General features: G+C 67.2%; 15 protein-coding genes and 1 pseudogene. 8 read left to right on the plus strand and 8 right to left on the minus strand.

Translation table 11 applies throughout. The features are described 5' to 3' along the window. Positions 1–207: 207 nt before the first annotated feature. Positions 208–1,455 carry a phenylacetate--CoA ligase family protein gene (locus AC07ZH_RS19760; RefSeq protein WP_495201014.1) on the plus strand — a complete coding sequence of 416 codons (1,248 nt, stop codon included), beginning with the start codon at positions 208–210 and terminating at the stop codon, positions 1,453–1,455. A gap of 259 nt (positions 1,456–1,714) precedes the next feature. Here AC07ZH_RS19760 and AC07ZH_RS19765 read toward each other — a convergent pair whose 3' ends face one another. Then, positions 1,715–2,047: a DUF1840 domain-containing protein gene (locus AC07ZH_RS19765; protein ID WP_495201015.1), complete on the minus strand. Its 333-nt coding sequence runs from the start codon at positions 2,045–2,047 to the stop codon at positions 1,715–1,717. Continuing rightward, entirely contained in the window at positions 2,008–3,318 is a 1,311-nt protein-coding gene (locus AC07ZH_RS19770; RefSeq protein WP_495201016.1) for a class I SAM-dependent methyltransferase, read from the minus strand. Before AC07ZH_RS19770 ends, AC07ZH_RS19765 begins: the two co-directional genes overlap by 40 nt. Before the next feature lie 272 nt (positions 3,319–3,590). On the opposite strand from AC07ZH_RS19770, the gene arsC reads away from it, so the two are divergent. Genes arsC through AC07ZH_RS19790 form a run of 4 tightly spaced genes read left to right on the plus strand, consistent with a single transcriptional unit; the run spans position 3,591 to position 6,659 of the window. Continuing rightward, on the plus strand, positions 3,591–3,953 hold the full coding sequence (arsC, locus tag AC07ZH_RS19775; RefSeq protein ID WP_495201017.1) for an arsenate reductase (glutaredoxin): 363 nt from the start codon (positions 3,591–3,593) through the stop codon (positions 3,951–3,953). 27 nt (positions 3,954–3,980) lie between these two features. Beyond that, the gene (locus tag AC07ZH_RS19780; protein WP_495201018.1) at positions 3,981–5,192 is read left to right on the plus strand and encodes an MFS transporter; all 1,212 of its coding nucleotides are present in this window, start codon (positions 3,981–3,983) and stop codon (positions 5,190–5,192) included. Next, positions 5,192–6,340, plus strand: a complete 1,149-nt coding sequence (locus AC07ZH_RS19785) for an aminopeptidase (protein WP_495201022.1) — start codon at positions 5,192–5,194, stop codon at positions 6,338–6,340. Before AC07ZH_RS19780 ends, AC07ZH_RS19785 begins: the two co-directional genes overlap by 1 nt. Further along, a complete protein-coding gene (locus tag AC07ZH_RS19790; protein WP_119110093.1) occupies positions 6,333–6,659 on the plus strand; it encodes a polyhydroxyalkanoic acid system family protein in 327 nt (108 codons plus the stop codon). Before AC07ZH_RS19785 ends, AC07ZH_RS19790 begins: the two co-directional genes overlap by 8 nt. A 247-nt stretch (positions 6,660–6,906) precedes the next feature. On the opposite strand, the gene AC07ZH_RS19795 is transcribed toward AC07ZH_RS19790, so the two are convergent. Then, the gene (locus AC07ZH_RS19795; RefSeq protein ID WP_199665475.1) at positions 6,907–7,077 is read right to left on the minus strand and encodes a hypothetical protein; all 171 of its coding nucleotides are present in this window, start codon (positions 7,075–7,077) and stop codon (positions 6,907–6,909) included. 69 nt (positions 7,078–7,146) lie between these two features. Beyond that, positions 7,147–7,401 (minus strand): acyl-CoA-binding protein, encoded by a 255-nt coding sequence (locus AC07ZH_RS19800; protein WP_119110092.1) that lies wholly within the window; start codon positions 7,399–7,401, stop codon positions 7,147–7,149. 378 nt (positions 7,402–7,779) lie between these two features. On the opposite strand from AC07ZH_RS19800, the gene AC07ZH_RS19805 reads away from it, so the two are divergent. Further along, positions 7,780–9,234: a wax ester/triacylglycerol synthase family O-acyltransferase gene (locus AC07ZH_RS19805; protein WP_495201023.1), complete on the plus strand. Its 1,455-nt coding sequence runs from the start codon at positions 7,780–7,782 to the stop codon at positions 9,232–9,234. Between the two features lie 190 nt (positions 9,235–9,424). Here the strand turns inward: AC07ZH_RS19805 and AC07ZH_RS19810 are convergent, their stop codons facing one another. Both AC07ZH_RS19810 and AC07ZH_RS19815 read right to left on the minus strand, forming a co-directional pair. Further along, positions 9,425–10,522, minus strand: a complete 1,098-nt coding sequence (locus tag AC07ZH_RS19810) for a M14 family metallopeptidase (RefSeq protein ID WP_495201019.1) — start codon at positions 10,520–10,522, stop codon at positions 9,425–9,427. Positions 10,523–10,532: 10 nt separating this feature from the next. Beyond that, positions 10,533–11,744, minus strand: a complete 1,212-nt coding sequence (locus tag AC07ZH_RS19815) for a M20 aminoacylase family protein (RefSeq protein ID WP_119110091.1) — start codon at positions 11,742–11,744, stop codon at positions 10,533–10,535. Between the two features lie 81 nt (positions 11,745–11,825). On the opposite strand from AC07ZH_RS19815, the gene AC07ZH_RS19820 reads away from it, so the two are divergent. Beyond that, positions 11,826–13,922, plus strand: coding sequence for a molybdopterin-containing oxidoreductase family protein (locus tag AC07ZH_RS19820; protein ID WP_495201020.1), 2,097 nt, complete (start codon positions 11,826–11,828; stop codon positions 13,920–13,922). A gap of 66 nt (positions 13,923–13,988) precedes the next feature. Here AC07ZH_RS19820 and AC07ZH_RS19825 read toward each other — a convergent pair whose 3' ends face one another. Both AC07ZH_RS19825 and AC07ZH_RS19830 read right to left on the minus strand, forming a co-directional pair. Further along, positions 13,989–14,219: a hexameric tyrosine-coordinated heme protein gene (locus AC07ZH_RS19825; RefSeq protein ID WP_119110089.1), complete on the minus strand. Its 231-nt coding sequence runs from the start codon at positions 14,217–14,219 to the stop codon at positions 13,989–13,991. 322 nt (positions 14,220–14,541) lie between these two features. Beyond that, positions 14,542–15,528 (minus strand): fumarylacetoacetate hydrolase family protein, encoded by a 987-nt coding sequence (locus AC07ZH_RS19830; protein WP_495201021.1) that lies wholly within the window; start codon positions 15,526–15,528, stop codon positions 14,542–14,544. 114 nt (positions 15,529–15,642) lie between these two features. Between AC07ZH_RS19830 and AC07ZH_RS19835 the strand changes: the two are divergent. Beyond that, a pseudogene (locus AC07ZH_RS19835) lies at positions 15,643–15,876 on the plus strand (DUF3108 domain-containing protein); the annotation flags it as partial.

Here is a 15,876-nt window from a genome sequence, read left to right on the forward strand (position 1 = left end):
ATCCCCCAAGGAACGCCTCCGGTGGACCGGCGGAGCCAGATCCACGGTGGCGCTGGCTTTGGCGGCGTGCGAGTTGTGACGCGGGTGACGGAGCGGAGCGCAATAGAAAGTTCGAACAGAATACTACTTATTTCATAGCTGCTCACGCTTTATAGATAAGCGCTAGAGGCTAATTTCATATAAATTCTTACCCCACAGGAACCAGGCATGACCAAGTTCTACGACGCCCTGGAAACCCGCAGCCCGCAGGAACGCGAAGCCGCGCTAATGGCCGCGTTGCCGGGCCAGGTGGCGCACGCGCAACAGCGCGCACCGGCGTTTGCGCAGATTCTTGCCGGCGTCGATGCCGCAGCCGTCACCACGCGCGCAGCGCTGGCGCGCCTGCCGGTCACGCGCAAGCACGAATTGCTCGAACGCCAGAGTGCCGAACGGGAACAGCACCTGTTTGGCGGCTTTGCGACACAAGGCTTTGGCGCTGCCATGCCGCGCGTGTTTGCCAGCCCGGGCCCTATCTACGAACCCGAGGGAACGCGGCCGGATTACTGGCGCATGGCGCGTGCGCTGTACGCGGCGGGCTTTCGCTCCGGCGAGCTGGCGCACAACTGCTTTTCCTACCACTTCGTCCCTGCCGGCTCGATGATGGAGTCGGGCGCCTTCGCGCTGGGCTGTACGGTGTTCCCCGGCGGCACCGGCCAGACCGAGCAACAGGTGCTGGCCATGGCCCACATGCGGCCGGCCGGGTACATCGGCACCCCGAGCTTTCTCAAGCTCATTCTGGAAAAGGCCGCCGAACTGCACCTGCCCCTGCCCAGCGTCACCAAGGCGTTGCTGTCGGCCGAAGCGTTTCCGCCCTCGCTGCGCGACTGGCTGGCCGAGCGCGGCATTGCTGGCTACCAATGCTACGGCACGGCCGACCTGGGGCTGATTGCCTACGAAACCGAGGCGCGCGAGGGCCTGGTGCTGGACGAAGGTGTGATTGTCGAAATCGTGCGCCCCGGCACGAACGACCCCGTGCCCGAGGGCGAGGTCGGCGAGCTGGTGGTCACCACGCTCAACACCGACTACCCGCTGATCCGCTTTGGCACCGGCGACCTTTCGGCTGTGCTGCCCGGCGCCTGCCCCACGGGCCGCACCAACACCCGCATCAAAGGCTGGATGGGCCGCGCCGACCAAACCACCAAGGTGCGTGGCCTCTTCGTCCACCCCGGCCAGATTGCCGCCGTGGCAGCGCGTTTCCCCCAGGTGCTGCGCGCGCGCCTGGTGGTCACGGGCGAGATGGCCAACGACCAGATGCTGCTGCGCGTCGAAACCACCGAGACCGCATCCGGTCTGGCCGAGCGCCTGCAAGACGCGGTGCGCGAACTCACCAAGTTGCGCGGCGAAGTGGAACTGGTGGCGCCAGGCAGTCTGCCCAATGACGGCAAGGTCATTGAAGACGCGCGCAGTTACCGTTGATACGTGGCTTTCGCGAGAACAGGCGAGAGGCCAGCGCTTGCGATAAGCACGGCCTCTGAATCAACGTGGCCCAAGCCAGCGGACACCGCGCAAGGGTCGCCCCGCCGCGCTGGTGCCGTCCCCCTTCCGCAGCGCAGCTTCAAGAGAAGGGGCTTGGAGCCGCGGCTCCAAGCCTGCCTGCGCAGGCTTGGACGGCTCGGAAGGGCTGCCGCCTCTGGCGGCTGCTCGGAGCAAAGAAGCGGCTCAGAGGGTTGCCTCTCTAAGTTCCCCAGACCACGTCGGCCTCTTCCGCCGCGCTGCGTCTAAGCATGTCGAGAAACGGCGCCGCGCGTTGGCGCAGCGTGACGCGGTCCTGCGCATCGCCGCCCTCCTCCGGTGCGCCTGCTGTTTCGTCCACGTCGCCAGAAGGAGCCGCGCCGCGCTTCTCGGCCGCCACGGCGGCCTCAATGGCGGCAATAGCGAAGGGAATTTGTGCCACGGTGACGATGCCCTGCGCGGTGGGCTCCTTGCCCATGATTTTCAGGAGGCGCCTACCTTGGGCGTCCAGCATGATCAGGTCGGCGGTGGCGCGGGATTTGAACTTGTAGAGCATGGAGCAGACCTCACATAAAGCGCGTCGCGCACAAAAGGATAGTCTGATTGTGCCCCGCGCAGAGGGCCGTAGGACGGATCGCCGTTCGGGCGAATCGACAGCATCTGGTACAGCGCCATCCAGCCCTGCTCGAAGCCCAGCGCACTGCCGGCGAGGTACAGGCGATAGGCACGCAGCGCGCGTTCGGCGCTCTCCGCTCCGATCTGCGCGGTCAGCACCGCGCGGGCCTCGGGCAACTGGCGCTCCAGCGCATCGGACCAGGCCCACAGCGTGCGCGCATAGTGCGGCCGCAGGTTTTCGGTATCGACCATTTCCAGACCCGCGGCAGCGGTGTCTCGCAGCAACTGGCTCACATGCAGCAGTTCGCCACCCGGAAAGATGTAGCGCTCGATGAAATCACCGAGCCCGGCGCCGAGCTGCGCGCTGCCGACGGCCGCGGCCGTGATGCCATGGTTGAGCACCATGCCACCTGGCCTGACCAGGGCATGCACGATGTCAAAGTAGCGCCGCATATGCACCCGCCCGACATGCTCCAGCATGCCCACGGATGCCAGCTTGTCAAAGGGCTGTACCGGGACAAACTGCCGGTAGTCGCACAGTTCGATCCGGACACGCCCGGCCAGGCCCAGCTCGGCGATGCGCTGCCCGACATAGGCATGCTGGTGGCGCGAGAGCGTAATACCCGTGGCCTGCACCCCATAGTGCTGCGCCGCCCACAGCAGCAAGCCGCCCCAGCCGGCGCCGATGTCCAGGAAGCGCTCACCGGGAGCCAGGCGCAGCTTGCGGCAGACATGGTCCAGCTTGGCCTCCTGCGCTGCCGCCAGATCCATGCCGTTTTCGCGGAAATAGGCACAGGAATACACGCGGCGCGGGTCCAGCCACAGTGTGTAAAAGTCGTCCGACAGATCGTAGTGGAACCGCACCTGCCGGGCATCGCGCTCGGGAGAATGCAAACGCATGGACCGCGCCCAGGCCCGCAGCCTGCGCCAGCCGCCGGTTTCCTCTTGTGCAGGATCGGAGGCGAGAAAACCGGTGGCCGCCAGCATGAGGGCCCGCACGCTGCCTTCAAGCGCTACGTCGCCCTCGACAATCGCGCGGCCGACATGGCCCAGGCGCCCCGCCGCCAGCGCCGCGAGGGCGGTAGGGCCGCGAAAGCGCAGCGCCACATCGGGGCGCTCCGGTCCCACGCGGCTACCGCCCGGCAGTTCCAGCGCCAAGGCCACCGGCAGTTGCGCCAGCCGTGCGTCAAGTGTGCTCAGCCAATGGTTCATGGCCCGACATTCTTGGACGCAGCCGAGAGACACGTCAAGCCTTGGGATTTGTACGAAAAATCCATGAAAGCAGCCTCTTTCGCTTATTCTTATGGCATTGCTTGCTATCAAATTCAAACTCCACTCGGGCGATAGGCCTACAGCACCCTGCCCCCAAACCGGTCGACAGGCCGACTTCGCATGAATCGGTAAAAATCGCCCAGCCCTGCAAGCGGGTGCGAAGCCACTTCCTTGCGCCCACACGCCGCCCTGTCGCCTGCCGAGTCCTTGCCATGCCCACCACCACGATCTACCACAACCCCCAATGCAGCACCTCGCACAAGGCGCTGGCGCTGCTGCGCGAGCACGGCCTGGAGCCGCAGATCGTCGAATACCTGAAAACCCCGCCCGACCGCGCCTCGCTGCAGGCGCTGATCACCGCGAGCGGCCGCCCGGTCAGCGATTTCGTGCGCGCCAAGGAGGCGCTCTTCGATGAGCTGCAACTGGGGGCACAGGGCGTGACGGATGCCCAGCGGCTCGATGCTCTCGCGGCCCACCCGCGACTGCTGGAGCGCCCTATCGTCATCACGGAGCGAGGCACCCGCCTGGGGCGGCCGCTGGAGGCGCTCCTCGACATCCTGCCGCCGACGCCCTGAGCTGCCCCAAACACCCGCTCTGTGCAGATGCAGCCACTGACGCGCGATGTCCTGCTGCTGGGCAGTGGCCAGTTGCTGAGCTATGCCTCGTCGTACTACCTGCCGGCCCTGCTCGCCGCCCCCATGGCGAGCGCCACCGCCACGCCGCTGCCGTGGGTGCTGGCGGCGTTTTCGCTGGCCTTGGTCGTCTCGGCCCTCATCGGTCCGATGGCGGGTCGCTGCATCGACCGCCATGGCGGACGCCTGGTCTTGCTGCTGAGCAATCTGTTGTTTGCCGCTGGCCTGCTGGCGCTGGCCAGCGCCCAGGGACCCGTGAGCCTGCTGGCCGCATGGGCGCTGCTGGGACTGGCCATGGGCGCGGGCTTGTACGAAGCAGCGTTTTCCGCTCTGGTGGGGCTGTATGGTCAGAAGGCACGCGGCGGTATCACCGGTATCACGCTGCTGGGTGGCTTTGCCAGCACCCTGGGCTGGCCACTGACCGCCTGGATGGAGGCGCGCTGGGGGTGGCGCGGTGCCTGTCTGGGCTGGGCCGCTCTGCATCTGCTGGTGGGCCTGCCGCTGCATGCCTGGCTGTCCCGGCCAAAACGCGCGGCACGCTCGCAACCACTGCCGCACGGCACCCACGCACCCCTACCAATGTCCGAAAGCCGCGCAGTGGCAGCGCCCCCAGAACATGCGTGGCGCACGACGCTGCTGCTTTCGCTGGTCTTTGCCATTGCCTGGTTTGGCAGCACGTCCCTGGGCACGCACTTGCCACAGGTGCTACAGCTCACGGGCCTCACGCTGACCCAGGCCATCGCCATTGCCTCCCTGGTCGGTCCGGCACAAGTCGCGGGGCGGCTGATCGATTTCGGCCTCAGGCGCAGGTTCCCTGCCCTGCTGTCGGCCAAGCTGGCGACGCTCGCGCACCCAGTGGGCGCGGCGCTCCTGTTGCTGCTGGGCGCCCCCGCGGCGCTGGCGTTCACGCTGCTGCACGGCGCGGGCATCGGCGTGCTGACGATTGCCAAGGGCACGCTGCCCCTGCTGTACTTCGGCGCACACGGCTACGGCGAGCGCCAGGGCCTGCTCATGCTGCCCGCGCGCATCGGCCAGGCGCTGGCGCCGGTGGTGTTCAGCTTGCTGCTGCAGCGCCTGGGCGTTGCCGCGCTGCTGGTGACCAGCGGACTGGGCCTGCTGGCCTGGCTGGCCCTGCGCGCCCTGGGGGAACCCCCGGCGCGCCTCGCCACTCCCAGCGCATGATGTTCTTTCCCCGCTTGCCCGCCACGGTGCGCCGTCTGGGGCTTGCCCTGGCCACCGGCCTGCTGCTGACCGCCTGCGCGCAGGGCGGAGGCGAACTGGCGTACTACTGGCAATCGGTCAGCGGCCATGCCCGGTTGATGGCGGCGGCCGAGCCCATCGACGCGTGGATCGCCCGCCCCGGCCTTGCCCCCGCGCTGCGCGAGCGCCTGCTGCTGGCCAAGCGGGCGCGTGCCTTTGCGGTGCGCGAGCTGCATTTGCCCGACAACGCCAGCTACCACCGCTACGCCGACCTGCACCGTGCGAGCGCCGTCTGGAACGTAGTGGCGGCGCCGCCCTATTCGCTGCAGTTGCACACCTGGTGCTTTCCGGTGCTGGGCTGCGTGGGCTACCGCGGCTACTTCAACCCGAACGACGCCAATGCCGAGGCTGCGCGTCTCGCTGCCACGGGCCTGGAGGTGGACGTGTACGGCGTGCCAGCGTACTCGACGCTGGGCGCCATGAACTGGGCCGGCGGCGACCCGCTGCTGAACACCTTCGTGCACTGGCAGGAGGGCGATTTCGTGCGTCTTTTGTTCCACGAACTGGCGCACCAGGTGGTCTATGCCGATGGCGACACATTGTTCAACGAATCCTTCGCTACCGCCGTGGGCCGCATCGGCAGCGCGGCCTGGCTGCGCAGCGAGGCAGGCCCGCAAGCACGCGCCGAATTCGCCGCCAGCCAGGCGCGGCGCGAGGCGTTTCGCCGCCTGACGCGCGAAACACGCACACGGCTGGAAGAACTTTATGGACAAAAAGAGGCTCTAGCGCAGGAGCCACAAGCGCTTGAAGCTATGAAAAAAGAAGCGATGGCGCAATTTCGCGCGCGCTACCAGCGCCTTGCGGACGGCTGGCACCTGCCGCCCGCCCAGCGCGCCGGCTACGACCACTGGGTCGCCACGGCCAACAACGCCAGCTTTGGTGCGCAAGCGGCCTACGACGAACTGGTCCCGGCGTTTGAAGCCCTGTTCGAGCAGTCGGGCCGCGACTGGCCCAGGTTTTATGATGCGGTCAAAGCCCTGGCCCACCAGAGTGCTGCGCAGCGCCTGGCCGCGCTGCGCGCCCTGATGAAGCCGCCCTCCACCGCCGCGAAAGACCTGCCCCGTGCCTGACATCAACCTCCACCGCAAGCACCAGCTGGGCCTGCCCGCCGCGCGCAAGGTCGCGCTGCAATGGGCCGAGAAAGCCGAGGAAAAGTTCGATATGGACTGCACCTACGAAGAGGGCGAAGACCAGGACACGCTGTACTTCACCCGCGCCGGCATCAAGGGAACGCTGGACGTGTTTCCAGACGCGCTGGACTTTCATGCCGAACTCGGTTTTCTGGTGGGCGCCTTCAAGGACCGCATTGAAGCCGAACTCATCGAACAACTCGACAAGATGCTGGCACCCGCTGCGGCGCGCAAGCGCAAAGTCGCGGCCAAAAAATAGCGTGCGTAAAAAAACCCCGCATTGCGGGGTCTCTGTCGTGCGCCCTTGAGGGCCCGTCTTGTGTGGCGTCAGTTGGCGCAGAGCGCTTTCTGCAGGCCTATGGAATAGGCGCGAATCGCTCAGGGCCACCGCGCAAGGGCCGCCAGTACCCTCCCATACGGGCGCTGGTGGCGCTCCCCCTGCCCGCATCGCGCAGCGATGCGAGAGCGGGAGAAAAGCGCGCAGCGCCGCAGGGGGATGTTCCCAATTACCCGCCCTTCTTCGAGCGCTTGCCTGGGTTCTTCTTGCTGCGCGTGGCAACGCCACGCTCCAGGCTCACGCGCTGGCCACGGCCGCCCGTGGGCAGGTTGGCGCCCGGCAGCGGCTTGGGCTGGGGGGTGAATTTGCGGTCTGCTTCAGTAACGATCTTGTTGCCCATGGCGAATCTCAGTGAAAAGGTGGGAAAACCGCTATTAGGCCATAGCCCACGAAGGCACTCCGCCGCAGCCTAGCTCAGCGAGGCGATCAGGTCGATGTACTGCTGGCGCGCGGCGTCCTGCCCGGTGCCCTTGAGCTTGGCCCAGGCATCCCACTTGGCGCGGCCCACCATGTCGGAGAAGCTGGGTTTCTTCTCGGCGTTGTCGCCGCTGCTGGCCTGCTTGTACAGCGCGTAAATTTGCAGCAGCGTGGCGTTGTCGGGGCGCTCGCTCAAGTTTTTCGATTGGGCGACGGCAGCTTCAAAACGGTCGTTCAGGTCGGACATGCAAGGCTCCTGGGTCAATGGGCTGGAAATCGGGTTGGGGAAAGAACGGGGGCGACAAAAGCGCCAGCCCGCGTATCTTGTGCCTATCTTAGAACGTGTTCGCGCGCGCTCCAGCGCTGCGCGTGGACAATACCTTGCAGCGCGGCCTGCGCAGGCCATTCTTCACTCTCCAGGACGCCCATCACCATGGTGACCCGCACCCTTCGCACCACGTCCCACACGGGCAGCAGCCCCACACCCAGCAGCCAGACAGGCTCCAGCCCTGTTGGCGGCCGGGCACTCAGTGGCTCCACAGCGCTTTTGCATTCGCCGCCGGGCGCCCTGGCGCTGGAGGCTGCGCGCAGCGTCGAAAAGAACGTGCGCCGCGCAGCCAGTGGCATGCTGGGCCTCTCGGGCGAGCGTATGAGCAAGGTGGATACCGCCTGGCTGCGCATGGACTGCCCGAGCAACCTGATGCTGATCAACGGCGTCTGGGCCGTCTCGCCCGGCATCACGCTGGCCCAATTGCGCGACCGTGCCGCGCAGCGCCTCACGCAGTACCCGCGCTTTCGCCAGCGCGTGGTCCAGGACGCCGCCGGCGCGACCTGGGTGGAAGACGAGCGTTTCGATATCGCCGCACACGTCGAACCGCTCACACTCAAGCGCAAGCGTGGCCAGAGCCACCAGCAGGCCTTGGCCGACGCCGTGGGGCGCCTGGCGAGCGTGCCTCTGAACGCGCGCCGCCCCCTGTGGCATTTTTATCTCGTGGAAAACTTCGTCGGCGAAGACGGCGAGCCGGGCAGTGCGCTCATCGTGCGCATCCACCACTGCATTGCCGACGGCATTGCGCTGATCTCGGTCATCATGTCGCTGGTCGATGGCGGCTCCGAGCCCCCCAAGCGCCAGCACCGCTCGCCAGCGGGTGCCGAGGATTGGCTTTCCGACGCGCTGATCAAACCCCTGGCCGGGCTCACGGTGCGCGCCATCGACATGGCGGGCGAAGGTGCGGCGCGCTCACTGCACGCCCTGCTCGACCCCGAAAAAGCCATGCAGCACGGCCTGGCCGGCTCAGCGGACGCGGCGCGCATGGCCTGGCAAGTGGTAAACGATGCGGCCGCGCTGGCGCTGATGCCTGACGACTCGCCCACACGCCTCAAAGGCGAGCCTGGCACGGCCAAGCGCGTTGCCTGGTGCCCGCCGCTGCCACTGGACGACGTCAAGGCCGTAGGCCGGGCGCTGGGCTGCTCGGTGAACGATGTGCTGCTGTCCTGCGTGGCCGGGGCCATCGGTGGCTATTTGCGCGACTGCGGCGACGACACTGCGGGCAAAGAGATTCGCGCCATGATCCCGGTGAATCTGCGCCCCATGGAAGAGGCCTGGAAGCTGGGCAACCACTTTGGCCTGGCGCCGCTGGTGCTGCCCATTGGCATCGAAAACCCGATCAAGCGCATCTACGAGGTGCGCCACCGCATGGCGGCGCTCAAGGGCAGCACCCAGCCGCTGCTGGCGTTCGGCCTGCTGGCCGTGGCCGGGCTGATGGTCAAACCGGCGCAGGACGCGCTGCTCAACCTGTTCGGCCGCAAGACCACCGCGGTGATGACCAACGTGCCCGGCCCGCGCGAGCCGCTCGCCCTCTGCGGCGCGCGTGTCACGCAGTGCATGTTCTGGGTGCCGCAGACGGGCAGCGTGGGGCTGGGCGTTTCGATCCTGAGCTACGGCGGGGGCGTGCAGTTTGGCGTGATCACCGACACCGTGCTGTGCCCCGAACCGCAGCGCATCATTGATGCCTTTGCACCGGAATTCGAGGCGCTCTCCACCATGACGCTGATGCTGCCCTGGGGGCCGGAGGAGTAGGTGCCGGGCGAGGCAATCGAGGCTGCGCCCAACATTCCGGGATGGGGGTCAGAGCCCGAGTTTCGCTGCGCGAAATCGCGATCTGACCCCCATGCCCGCGCCGCCAGTGCTGCTGGCGCCGTTGCGCAGAAAAGCTATTAATTAGATAGCTGTTTGCGCTTTATCCATAAGCGCTAGAGCCAGAAAACGCTCAAGAAATCAAACCCTGCACCGCCTGGAACAGCGCCTGCCGCGCCTGGCTGATGATCTGCCCGCGCCAGGCATCCGTGTCGGTGTAGAACGCAGCCAGCATGTCGGCCTTGATCTGCGCCGCCTGTTCGACCGGCGCCTCGGGGTGCTGGTGCAGCCAATGCTCGGCGCGCAGGGCCTGGAGTGTCTGCAAGATCGGCAGCGTGCCGTATTCGAGCGCGATGCCGGTGTACTCGGCCTGCGGGCATTCGCCGTAGATGGCGGTCCACATCAACCCCGTCAGCAGCGCCGAACTCGACGAACCGTCGTAGATCGAAGTCACCGGCGTGGTGCCGCCCCCGCCCCACCAGGCCCGCGCCCGCGCCAGCGCGGCCGCGTCGTTGCTGCCAGCGTAGATGCGCTCACCAATGCCGCTGGGGCCGAGGCCGGTGTGCAGGTCGATCCACGCAACGTGCCGGGCAGCGCTGCCGTGTGCACGCAGCACGCTGCGCAGTGTGCGGTTGCTCCAGGTGGGCGCCTGCCCCCCAAAAAACAGGCCCCCTTCGAATTCGTACTGCCCGCCGGAGATGGCCGCCTGCCAGGCCGCTTCACCCTTGGTAGCGAGGTAGTGCTGCACGGCAGCCTGGTTGTCCGCATTGGGCGGCCACGCGTCGGGCAGCAGCAGCGGCGCAATCTCGCGGTAGCCCGCGTTCACGGGCAGGGGTTGGCTGAAATCCTGGAAATTGCGGTTCAGGTCCACGTTCTCATGCGTGGTGCGGCGCAGGTGCGAAAAACCGTAGGGGTTGAGCGCGTGCACGTAGAGCACCGCCACGCCGGCCGACCGCGCCTGCGCGCGCCATTCCTCGTCGTGCAGCGCAAAGACCTGCACACCGCTGCCGCAGTAGCCTTCGACGCCGTGGCAGGCACTGCTGACGATGAGCAGCATTTCGGCATCCATGGTGCCATCTCGCGCCACGTCCATGGCGAGCGCCTCGCCGTCGCGCCCCGCCAGCGGATGCGCATGCGATTCGATCGCCAATCCGCCTGCGGCCGCAGCCTCCAGAAACTGCACCCGGGCGCGGGCATAACTGGCGGCAAAGGCCTGGTTGACGCCGATCATCGCGGCTCCTTTACGCGGCAGCCGCCGCAGCGGCCAGCCATTGCTCGGTCAGGCGAACCCAATAGGTGGCGCCCAGCGGAATCAACTCGTCGTTGAAGTCGTAGCTGGCGTTGTGCAGCGTGCACGGCCCTTCGCCATGGCCAGGCATGCGGTGCGCGCCTTCGCCGTTGGCGATGAAACAGTAAGCGCCGGGGCGCACCTGCAGCATGTAGGCAAAGTCTTCGGCGCCCATGGTGGGTTCCTGCGCCAGCACGTTGGCTTCGCCCACGATCTCCTGCATGACGCGGCGCGCAAACGCAGCTTCCGGCGCGGAATTGACGGTCGGCGGGTAATTGCGCACAAACTCGAAGTCACAGGTGGCCTGGTGCGCCGCGCAGGTGTGCTCGGCCACTTCGCGCATGCGCGCTTCGATCAGATCGAGCACCTCCAGCGTGAAGGTGCGCACCGTGCCTTGCAGTTCGCAGCTCTCGGGCACCACATTGGTGGCCTCGCCGGTGTGGATCATGGTGACGCTGATGACGCCCGCGTCCACCGGCTTCTTGTTGCGGCTGATGATGGTCTGAAAGCCCTGCACCATCTGGCAGGCGATCGGCACCGGGTCGATGCTGGTGTGGGGCAGCGCTGCGTGCCCGCCCTTGCCGTGGATGGTGATCTTGAACTCGTTGGACGACGCCATCACCGGGCCGGGGCTCACGGCGAACTGGCCTACCGCCATGCCGGGCCAGTTGTGCATGCCGAACACGGCTTGCATGTCGAACTGCGTGAACAGGCCGTCGTTGATCATCTCGCGCGCGCCGCCGCCGCCCTCTTCGGCGGGCTGGAAGATCAGGTAGACCGTGCCGTCGAAATGGCGCTCCTTGGCGAAGTGCTGCGCCGCCGCCAGCAGCATGGCGGTGTGGCCGTCGTGGCCGCAGGCGTGCATCTTGCCGGCGTGGCGGCTTGTGTGTGCAAACGCGTTGTGCTCCTGCATGGGCAGCGCATCCATGTCGGCGCGCAGGCCAATGGCGCGTCCGCAGGCGCCGCCGTCGCGCCCGTGCACGATCCCCACCACGCCGGTAGTGCCCAGCCCACGGTGGATGGGGATGCCCCACTCCGTGAGCTTGCTGGCCACCAGATCGGCGGTGCGCACTTCTTCAAAGCACAGTTCGGGGTGGGCGTGGATGTCGCGGCGCAGGCTGGCAATGGCGGCGGCCTGGGTAACGAGGGAGTCGATGACTTGCATGGCGGCTTTCCTTCAGAATGCGCAGTCTAGCCCGGTCGCGCAGATGCTGCCGGGCACGGTTGTTTCTGTTCCTCCTCCGCCATGCCCCTGGATACCGCCATCTTGCCCGTCGCTTCGGCTGCCGCCTCGCACACCGTGCGTGGCGCCTGCCCGCACGATTGCCCCGATACCTGTGCGCTGCTCACCACCGTGGAAAACGGCGTGGCGGTGCGTGTACAGGGCAACCCAGGTCACGCGCACACCGGCGGCGTGCTCTGCGCAAAAGTCTCGCGCTACCCTGAACGCACCTACCACGCCGAGCGCATCCTGCATCCCCTCAAACGCAGTGGCCCCAAAGGCAGCGGCAAGTTCACCCCGGTTTCCTGGGACGAAGCACTGGCCGACATCGCCGCGCGCCTCGCCGCGATCGCCGCGCGCAACCCCGAGGCCATCGTGCCCTACAGCTACGCTGGCACCATGGGGCTGGTGCAGGGCGAAAGCATGGACCGGCGCTTCTTCCACCGCCTGGGGGCCTCGCTGCTGCACCGCAGCATCTGCTCGACCGCCGGCGGCGAGGCGATGGGGCACACGCTGGGCGGCAAGGTCGGGATGAAGGTCGAGTTTTTCGCTGAAGCGAAGCTGATCCTCATCTGGGGCAGCAATTCGATCACCAGCAACCTGCATTTCTGGCGCTACGCCCAGCAGGCCAAGCGCGATGGCGCGCGCCTGGTGTGCATCGACCCGCGCAAGAGCGAAACCGCCGAGAAGTGCCATGCGCACCTGCAACTGCTCCCGGGCACCGACGCCGCGCTGGCGCTCGCGCTGATGCACGAGCTCATCGTGCACGGCTGGCTGGACCACGGCTACCTGGCGCAGCACACGCTGGGCTGGGAGCAGCTGCGCGAGCGCGCGCTTGCCTGGCCACCCGAGCGCGCGGCCGAAATCTGCGCTGTGCCGGTCGAGCAGATTCGCGCACTGGCGCGCGCCTACGGCACCACCCGGCCGGCCGCCATTCGCGTGAACTACGGCGTGCAGCGCGTGCACGGCGGCGGCAATGCGGTACGCGCCATCGCCTGCCTGCCCGCCCTCACAGGGGCCTGGCGCCACCGCGCGGGCGGCGTGCTCCTTTCCTCGTCCAGCCATTTCCCGGTGCAGCGAGACGCCCTGCAGCGCCCGGACCTCATGGGAGCGCGCCGCCCACGCACCATCAACATGGTGACGATTGGCGACGACTTGCTAGCAGAAACCTCGCCAGAGTTCGGCCCGAAAATCGAGGCGCTGGTGGTCTACAACAGCAACCCGGTGGCCGTCGCGCCGGACTCGGCCCAGGTGGCGCGCGGCTTTGCACGCGAAGACTTGTTCACGGTGGTGCTGGAGCACTTCCAGACCGACACCGCCGATTGCGCCGACTACATCCTGCCTGCCACCACGCAACTGGAGCACTGGGACGTGCACCTGGCCTATGGCCATACCGACGTATTGCTGAACCGCCCGGCGATTGCGCCCTGTGGCGAGGCGCGCTCCAACGCCCGCATCTTTCGTGAGCTGGCGGCGCGCATGGGGTTTTCCGAGCCCTGCTTCGCCGACAGCGACGAGCAGCTGTGCCGCCAGGCGTATGGCGAGCAGGTCGATTTCACCGAACTGCTGGAGCACGGCTTTGCCACGCTCCCGGTGCCCGACGCCCCGTTTGCCCATGGAAACTTTCCCACCGCATCCGGCAAGTGCGAATTTTTCAGCGCTGCCCTGGCGGCCGCCGGGCAGGACGGCCTGCCGGACCATGTCCCCAACCATGAACCCGTGGGCCGTTCGGCCGCCTACCCGCTGGCGATGATTTCCCCGCCCGCGCGCAACTTCCTTAATTCAACCTTCGTCAACGTTGCCAGCCTGCAAAAACAGGAAGGCCGGCCGCTGCTGGAAATCCACCCGCAGGACGCCGCCGCACGCGGCATTGCAGACGGCACGGTGGTGCGGGTGTTCAACGACCGGGGCAGCTATGTGTGCCACGCCGAACTGAGCGAACGTGCCCGCCCGGGTGTGGTCAACGGCCTGGGCGTGTGGTGGCGCAAGCTCGGGTTGGAGGGCACCAATGTCAACCAGCTCACCAGCCAGGCCCTGACCGACATGGGCCAGGGGCCGACTTTTTATGACTGCCTGGTGGAGGTGGAGCCCGGCAAAGCGCCGGAATTTGCTACCGAATAAAGAGCTGCAAGCGCTTACTGCATAAGCACTAGGCCCTAATTTCTCTTGTTTTTCTCAGCGAGAAACTCAGCCACGCCAGTAGTTGTTGGCGGCTGAGACGGTCTGGAAATTGATAGCGATCACCTGCGAAGCGGCTGTCAGGCCATCGGCCGAGTTGGCATATTCCGGACGCAACTGCTTGAGCGTGTCCATATCCGGCTGCGTGTATTTGACGCCGCGGCGGCTCAGCGTGATGGCGAGTTCAAAACCTTCCTGCGGCGTGGCGGTGATGAGCGAGGGCAACCAGGTATCGGCCATGGGGGGTTTCTCCTTCTTGAAAATTGCGGGGATGGGGCGCCGATCCGGGGCCCGAAGACTGGCGCGCTCTGGTCGGCACTTGACTGTAGCGCTGCGCCCGCGCCGCCGGGCAGTGCCGGCGCAAACCCCCTCTGGCAAGGCGCGTATCGCGACGGGTCGCTCCTTTTTTAAGAGCTATTAGCGCTTATGGGTTAAGCGTTAGAGCCCTATTTTCTTGTATTTTTCTGGCTCCTGGCGCCTGGGTTTGCGATGGACCGCGTCGTACTCTGCCGCGCGGGCAGCGTGGCCAGCCACGGCTGTGGAGGCGCCGGGCATGTTCCTTCTATTCCTGCTGCGATGGCGGCCGTTCGCCTACCGTCTGCTCGATGGCACCGCACAGGCTGCGGCCATCGGGCCCTTTCAGGTCGATGCGGATCTGGTCGCCCAGTTGCAAGAAACCGGTGCTGGTCTGGCCGCCGCGCTGCGCCTCCCAGTGGCGCCGGTCGAGCAGGCTGGCGCAGGCGCTTGACGCGTTGGGGGCTTCCTTGCCCCCTGGCGCAGCGCGCAGCGGGCCGCTGCAGACAATGCTGCCGGCACCCAGGGCGCGGGTGCGGGCGGCGTGGGCCATCAGTTCGCCAAAACTCCAGGCCATGCCCGCGGCGGCATCGCACAGGCCGAGCTTGCGGCCGTTCAAGGCCGATTGCACGGTGAGCCGCAGCCGGCCCTGGTCCCAGGCAGTGCCAAGTTCATCCAGCGTCACGGCGACCGGGCTGAAGGCGGTGGCGGGGCGGCTGTGCTGCGCACCCGCGCCGGCTGCGCGCTCGGCCGGTTCGAGCGCACGCAAGGCCACGCTGTTGGACAGCATCAGCAGGCGCACCGCATCCAGGGCTTGGCCGCTGGTGCTGGCAGCGGCGAGCGCCCCTGTGACGACGGCCAGGCCAGCGCCGAAATCGAGCTCCATGCCGACGGCGCTGGCGGGCAGCGGGTGGCGGGCGCCGGCGAGCGCATCGCCCGCAAGCTGCTGGAGCACGGGCGCTGCGGCGGGCGCCACGGGCCCGTCCGGCAAGGGCGACACCGCCTCCAGGCACTGGAAAGCGCGTGGCAGCGGCGCCAGGCACTGCTGCGGGTCGAAGGCAAAGGGGTGGCGGGCGCGGCCGGCGTTCAGCGCGTCGTAGAGATCCTGCAACTGCGGGGCGAAAAACCCCCAGTCGTCGAGCACCTGCTGCAGGCGGTTGGCAATGCCAGTGGCGTAGTGCGCGCTGGCCAGATCGCGCGAGACGACCACCAGTTGGCCGTCGCGCGACCCGTCTTGGAGGGTGGCAAGTTTCATGGATGTCTTGACAGGTGAAAGGGCCCTGCGGCGCCAATGGCCGACCGCAACGCGGGGATGGTAGCCGAGCCGCCGGTCTGCGCCGGGCCCGCAGTGGTAACGTTGCCGGTATCCATGATTCCTCGCCGACCCCTGTTGCTTCTCGTCGCGCTGGTGCTGGCGCTGCACGCCCTGGTGCTCGCTGGTATTTCCGCCCACAGCGCATTCCCCGGCAGCAGGGAACAGCCACAGGTTTTCGAGACGCGTACCGTCGCGCTGGCGGCACCGGAGCCTGCTGCAGCACCCGTGCCGGCGGCACGAACCAAGGTGCGCCCCCCCCCCACAAGAAAGCCTCGCCCGCGCCGAGCC

The sequence above is a fragment of the Simplicispira sp. GW247-4R2A genome, from assembly GCF_059424465.1.

Coding starts and splice junctions, on each gene's coding strand:
- arsC (WP_495201017.1), top strand. CDS start 3,591: ATGCCCACCACCACGATCTACCACAACCCCCAATGCAGCACCTCGCAC.
- AC07ZH_RS19820 (WP_495201020.1), top strand. CDS start 11,826: ATGCCCCTGGATACCGCCATCTTGCCCGTCGCTTCGGCTGCCGCCTCG.
- AC07ZH_RS19805 (WP_495201023.1), top strand. CDS start 7,780: ATGCTGGGCCTCTCGGGCGAGCGTATGAGCAAGGTGGATACCGCCTGG.
- AC07ZH_RS19815 (WP_119110091.1), bottom strand. CDS start 11,744: ATGCAAGTCATCGACTCCCTCGTTACCCAGGCCGCCGCCATTGCCAGC.
- AC07ZH_RS19795 (WP_199665475.1), bottom strand. CDS start 7,077: ATGGGCAACAAGATCGTTACTGAAGCAGACCGCAAATTCACCCCCCAG.
- AC07ZH_RS19780 (WP_495201018.1), top strand. CDS start 3,981: ATGCAGCCACTGACGCGCGATGTCCTGCTGCTGGGCAGTGGCCAGTTG.
- AC07ZH_RS19825 (WP_119110089.1), bottom strand. CDS start 14,219: ATGGCCGATACCTGGTTGCCCTCGCTCATCACCGCCACGCCGCAGGAA.
- AC07ZH_RS19810 (WP_495201019.1), bottom strand. CDS start 10,522: ATGATCGGCGTCAACCAGGCCTTTGCCGCCAGTTATGCCCGCGCCCGG.
- AC07ZH_RS19785 (WP_495201022.1), top strand. CDS start 5,192: ATGTTCTTTCCCCGCTTGCCCGCCACGGTGCGCCGTCTGGGGCTTGCC.
- AC07ZH_RS19830 (WP_495201021.1), bottom strand. CDS start 15,528: ATGAAACTTGCCACCCTCCAAGACGGGTCGCGCGACGGCCAACTGGTG.
- AC07ZH_RS19760 (WP_495201014.1), top strand. CDS start 208: ATGACCAAGTTCTACGACGCCCTGGAAACCCGCAGCCCGCAGGAACGC.
- AC07ZH_RS19770 (WP_495201016.1), bottom strand. CDS start 3,318: ATGAACCATTGGCTGAGCACACTTGACGCACGGCTGGCGCAACTGCCG.
- AC07ZH_RS19765 (WP_495201015.1), bottom strand. CDS start 2,047: ATGCTCTACAAGTTCAAATCCCGCGCCACCGCCGACCTGATCATGCTG.
- AC07ZH_RS19800 (WP_119110092.1), bottom strand. CDS start 7,401: ATGTCCGACCTGAACGACCGTTTTGAAGCTGCCGTCGCCCAATCGAAA.